General features: G+C 41.9%; 6 protein-coding genes and 1 pseudogene. 2 read left to right on the top strand and 5 right to left on the bottom strand.

Features of this window, described 5'->3' with window-relative positions; all coding sequences use genetic code 11:
- Positions 1 to 190 (top strand): annotated as a pseudogene (locus tag F6K20_RS24725) (molecular chaperone DnaJ); the annotation flags it as partial.
- 34 nt (positions 191 to 224) lie between these two features.
- Here F6K20_RS24725 and F6K20_RS24720 read toward each other — a convergent pair.
- The 4 genes from F6K20_RS24720 to F6K20_RS24705 all read right to left on the bottom strand — a co-directional run bounded on the left by F6K20_RS24720 (position 225) and on the right by F6K20_RS24705 (position 3,752).
- Positions 225 to 1,331 (bottom strand): T3SS effector HopA1 family protein, encoded by a 1,107-nt coding sequence (locus F6K20_RS24720; protein ID WP_287264866.1) that lies wholly within the window; start codon positions 1,329 to 1,331, stop codon positions 225 to 227.
- 17 nt (positions 1,332 to 1,348) lie between these two features.
- The gene (locus tag F6K20_RS24715; RefSeq protein ID WP_287264864.1) at positions 1,349 to 2,530 is read right to left on the bottom strand and encodes a phosphotransferase family protein; all 1,182 of its coding nucleotides are present in this window, start codon (positions 2,528 to 2,530) and stop codon (positions 1,349 to 1,351) included.
- Between the two features lie 164 nt (positions 2,531 to 2,694).
- Positions 2,695 to 2,970 (bottom strand): hypothetical protein, encoded by a 276-nt coding sequence (locus tag F6K20_RS24710; protein WP_287264863.1) that lies wholly within the window; start codon positions 2,968 to 2,970, stop codon positions 2,695 to 2,697.
- Positions 2,971 to 3,323: 353 nt separating this feature from the next.
- Complete coding sequence (locus tag F6K20_RS24705) at positions 3,324 to 3,752, bottom strand: hypothetical protein (protein ID WP_287264861.1); 429 nt, start codon at positions 3,750 to 3,752, stop codon at positions 3,324 to 3,326.
- Here F6K20_RS24705 and F6K20_RS24700 point away from each other — a divergent pair.
- Positions 3,733 to 4,248 (top strand): hypothetical protein, encoded by a 516-nt coding sequence (locus F6K20_RS24700; protein ID WP_287247625.1) that lies wholly within the window; start codon positions 3,733 to 3,735, stop codon positions 4,246 to 4,248. The genes F6K20_RS24705 and F6K20_RS24700 overlap by 20 nt on opposite strands.
- Here the strand turns inward: F6K20_RS24700 and F6K20_RS24695 are convergent.
- A partial coding sequence (locus F6K20_RS24695; protein WP_287296392.1) for a thiamine pyrophosphate-dependent enzyme occupies positions 4,211 to 4,766 on the bottom strand: 556 nt, incomplete at its 5' end. The two genes, F6K20_RS24700 and F6K20_RS24695, sit on opposite strands and share 38 nt — an antisense overlap.

Raw genomic sequence — 4,766 nt, 5'->3', positions numbered from 1 at the left:
TCCCCAAGACCCAGAAGTGCGTCAGTGGCAAGCGATCGCTTATCAAAGTTGCGCAAGACATTTGGTTAAACAGCACAAGCTGGATAAAGCTAGAAATTATCTCAAAAAAGCCCTCAAGACTGACCCCTACAATAAGTCTCTCTCGGCTGAGATAGAACAGGATTTTCGTTTGATCGAGCAGATGATATAACGCTACGCGCAAATCAGAAAAGTGAAATGGTTTTCTAATAAATATCTTTAGAGTTAGCATTCAAGTAAGGACGCTTGATATCAATTCCAAGCAAAGAAAAGTTGTGGAGGATAAAATTCATCCGACCTTCTGCAGAGTCGTGACCTTGTAGCCAAGCTTCTAGTAACGCATTAGCAACAATTTGGCAGCGATTCATCCCAAAATCTTCTTTAGGCGTAAATTTATAATCAGGTTCTTCTGATAGAGCCAGTCCTGGTAACAGCTGCTTCGTAAACAGAGGCACCCCTTCCATAAAATAGGCTTTGTGTTGAGTATAAACAGTCTTAAGGATGGGTTTAACTGTTTTATAATTGCCCTTTTCAAAGCACAGAACCCCTGAATCATAACGCCCGTAGTCAGAAGGATTGTATAGCACCTTAAACGTGAACGGAATTTTGACTCGGTTCAATCCCTCAGTGATAGCTTTCATAACAGCAACTGCACCTTCAGGACTCAGATTAAAATAGACATTTACTGTCTGGTGTTCACCATCTGAATGGCAAGGATTAACTCGACCAGCATTCCCAACCGCTACATAGAATCCGTTTTGCACTAAATTAGGGGGCATCCGGATTGCCACTAAGCTCCCTATAGTAGCAGCCCTATCAATCGGTTGTAAGTGGAAATCACGTCTAATGTGCAGAATTAGACCCTTCTTTTCCACAGTCAGACTACCATCACTTTCCTGTCCTAGCACTAACCAGCCTGGGTCAAAGTAGCCTTGAGAGCGATTACTTTCGCACAATCGCTGGCAAAACTCTAGGTTGAGCCCCCTTACGGTATTGTTCTCCAAATCCTCCTCAAGCGCCCAAGCATTTGAATTGTGATCCGCTGGAAGAGTAGTTTGATAAGAGCCGTTGTAGTAGATACGGTAGAGAAACGTTCGTAGTTGCAGGCTTAGATAGGTATTCTGGATCTTTAAAGGTAGTTGCTGAAAACGAGCTACCACTTCATCAGGAAGTTCCAGGGGTTTGTACTCTGGATGAGTAATATAGAAATTAGATTGAATCTGAACATTGCTAAGAATGTCAGAAAAAACATCCAGCAGTCCAGGTATAGAAGAATCGAGTCGTTGATTTCGTAGAGTATCCAGTAATTGCATAATCAAGACCAATAGACTTAGGCAGGAATACGGCTAGGAAAAGTGAGTTCAGATTCTGTGATGCCAAAAACAATCGAGATTGATTGCTCTGGATGGCATAACAAGGTCTTAGCAACCTGAAGCATACAGATACCTGTGTTGTCAAAGGGTTTGAGGTGATTGATCTTTAAATGAATTTTGCGAATCAAGACAAACCCAGCAAATTGCATCGCTCGTCTCAAAAAATTCTGACGTCGCTCAATAATTTCTGGAAAGTGAGCCAAATAAGCTTGAGTTAGAGTAACAAGGCTAGGTTGAATTACCTCAAGGGGAGTTGTGGCTAGACGCAAAGCAGTTTCAACATCAATTGCTGTACTGATCACCAAGCTACTCAGCCAAATTTGTAGATAGCTAGCGATAATGGTGCCTAAATCTAAGCTTGGATCACCCCAAGTGAATTTCTCCCAATCAATTACTCTAACCATGCTTGTCGTTTCTAGCTTGTTTGTCGAGAGGCATTGCTCCCACTCAAGGTGCAGTAATATGTTTTTCAGTTTTAGGTCATTGTGGATCAGACAGCAAGGATCCCAAACTTGGTTAAGTTCTGCGAGGGCTTGCCCTAAACTGTCGTAGCGCTGATAAAGTCTAAAAAATTCAAGAGAATCTTCAGAATAGATACCAAAAACTTCTGGTTCAATTCGTTCTAACCTTTCAAGAAAGTCAACCTCTTCATCAATCGGTAGCTGTTTAGAATTAGAGTTCAAGAAGTCTTTATATGCCTGACAATCTAGAGTCGTGCGATGGATTGTCGCTAGAATAGCTCCGATTTTGCTAGCGATATCAGTCGGAAAAACCTGCTCTTTACTATAAAAATACGCTAAATCACAATAGTCATTAAGATAGTTAAAAACCAGAATTGAGCGATTTGAATCAAAATGAATCGCCTCGGAAATTAGTGGGCGAATAGAGCTTAGATCTGGAAACTCTTGTAAAAACTCATAAAAAAGCCATTCGTACCAAAAATCACCATTAGTTTTCCCTTCATGATCGTGACGCTCTTGCTTAATCAGAAAATAGCGATCCTCTGTGAAACTCACGAGCAAATTAAAGTTTTTGCCGGATTTTGCTTCAATCTGGAGCAGAGATTGCTGATTTTGCTCACAAATACCCTCTTCGATTAGATACTGAAAAATGTTTTTAGAGCTTAACAAAAAAGTCATTAAAAACTACGGATTGCAACTAATGGTTGATAAATTAACCCAGGATAACGCTAGTCATATGAGATGGGAATTGGGAAGAAGCGAATGGGCAATGTTAAAGAAATTATCCATTACTCATTCCCTAATCAGGATGTATTGGTAGCAAGTAAAAGCGTGAATTGGTATTAACTAGAGCTACCACCACGCTTCTGAAAGAATCCTGGAATTATGAAGATAAATTTGTTGAAAATGTTAACGTTTTGGTTAACGACTGCAGTACCACCCTTCTTAGGGATCGCGATCCCTTCCAAGTTCACGTCATTACTAATGATAATAGGCTGGCCATTGCCGAAAAAGTCATTAAAGTCTTTGATGTTAGCGGGGCGGCGTTTGCGGCGGCGTCCGCTACTGTCGTCACCTCCTTCAATCTTGTTGAGCTGATCTTCCGACACATCTGTCATGAAGTCCAAATCTTTGATAGAATCGATGAAGCTTTCCGAAGTTTAAAACAGAGCCGAACCAGCAGGACGCTGATTATAAATTTCCATCTCATCCATATTGAGTACTCTCCCTTTTCAAAAGGTTTAATTTGGGTGAAATTAGCTCTAGAGAATCGATCCAGTAATGACGATTATGGGTAGGCATTAAACATCAGGGCAATCATATATATATCGCCCAAAGTTTAGTTATTCGTTCCGCAGCCAGTAAAGCAGTTTTCCTTCCCAGTTAGGAAGAGTTTTGTTCCTAAACCCTAGAGGTTTGGTGAAGGGTAAAGTAGACTTTGCCAATCCAGAGTAAAATCCTTCACCTATTCTTACTGGATTAACTCTCTAGTGCCAAATTTATTGATGTAATGATTGGTTGTTGAAACCAACCTAGTTGTATTTAATTTAAGATAACTATATAAATTCCTGCTGTCTCGCCATTGTGGCGCAAAGGTTTTTTGAAGGTTAACCGGTTGAAGGTTAACCGGTTGTTCGCCAAAGGCGTTCCCGTAGGGTAGGTTAACAAGTTGAAGGTTAACAGGTTGAAAGTTAACAAGTTGAAAGTTAACAAGTTGAAAGTTAACCGGTTGAAGGTTCTTCACTGTTGAAGGTTCTTCACTGTTGAAGGTTAACCGGTTGAAAGTTAACCGGTTGTTTGCCCTGGGCATCCCTTGTAGGGTAGGTTGAAAGTTATTTACTGTTGAGGGAACAGGGAACAGGGAACAGAGGGTTAACAACTTGAAGATTAGAACCTGCAACCTGCAACCTGCAACCTGCAACCTGCAACCTTCAACCTTCAACCTGCAACCTTCAACCTGCAACCTCCAACCTGCAACCTTCAACAACCTGCAACCTTCAACCTGCAACCTCCAACCTGCAACCTTCAACAACCTTCAACAACCTTCAGCAACCTGCAACCTTCAACCTGCAACCTCCAACCTGCAACCTTCAACAACCTTCAACAACCTTCAGCAACCTGCAACCTTCAACAACCTTCAACCTTCAACCTTCAACCTTCAACAACCTCCAACCTTCAACAACCTCCAACCTTCAACCTTCAACCTTCAACCTTCAACAACCTTAAACCTTCAACCTTCAACAACCTTAAACCTTCAACCTTCAACAACCTTGGCCAAAAGGCCACGCTACGCGAACAACCTTGGCCAAAAGGCCACGCTACGCGAACAACCTTCAACAACCTTAAACCCAAATAACCTTAAATCTTGCAAGTTAAACCACCAGTCTTTTGGCTAAAGCGTAGGTTTTCGCCATAGTCCACCGGACAATCAATCACCGTAGGCACATCTTGAGCTAATGCTTCTTGTAGGGTAGGAATCAACTCATCCACTGAATTGACACGATAGCCTTTTAGTCCCATACTTTCAGCAAATTTGACAAAATCTGGATTGCCAAAATTCACAAAAGCCGACTCACCAAAGTGATTTTGTTGCTTCCAATCAATCAAGCCATAGCCACCATCATTGAAAATCAGTGTCACAAAGGCAGTCCCTACTCTTAGTGCTGTTTCAAGTTCCTGGCAATTCATCATAAAGCCCCCATCACCAGTCACTGCCACGATATTCCGATCTGGGTAAACCAGCTTAGCCGCTACTGCTCCTGGCAAAGCAATCCCCATGGCTGCGAAACCATTAGAAATGATACAGGTATTGGGACAATCACAATGGTACTGACGAGCCATCCACATCTTGTGAGCTCCTACATCAGAGATCACAATATCTTCTGGTTCCATGACCTGGCGTAGGTCATAGATC

This window comes from Moorena sp. SIO2C4, assembly GCF_010672485.1.
In the GTDB taxonomy this organism is placed as follows: Bacteria; Cyanobacteriota; Cyanobacteriia; order Cyanobacteriales; family Coleofasciculaceae; genus Moorena; species Moorena producens.
The sequence above is the reverse complement of the archived record's forward strand: the minus strand, read 5'-3'. Positions and strand labels throughout refer to the sequence as shown.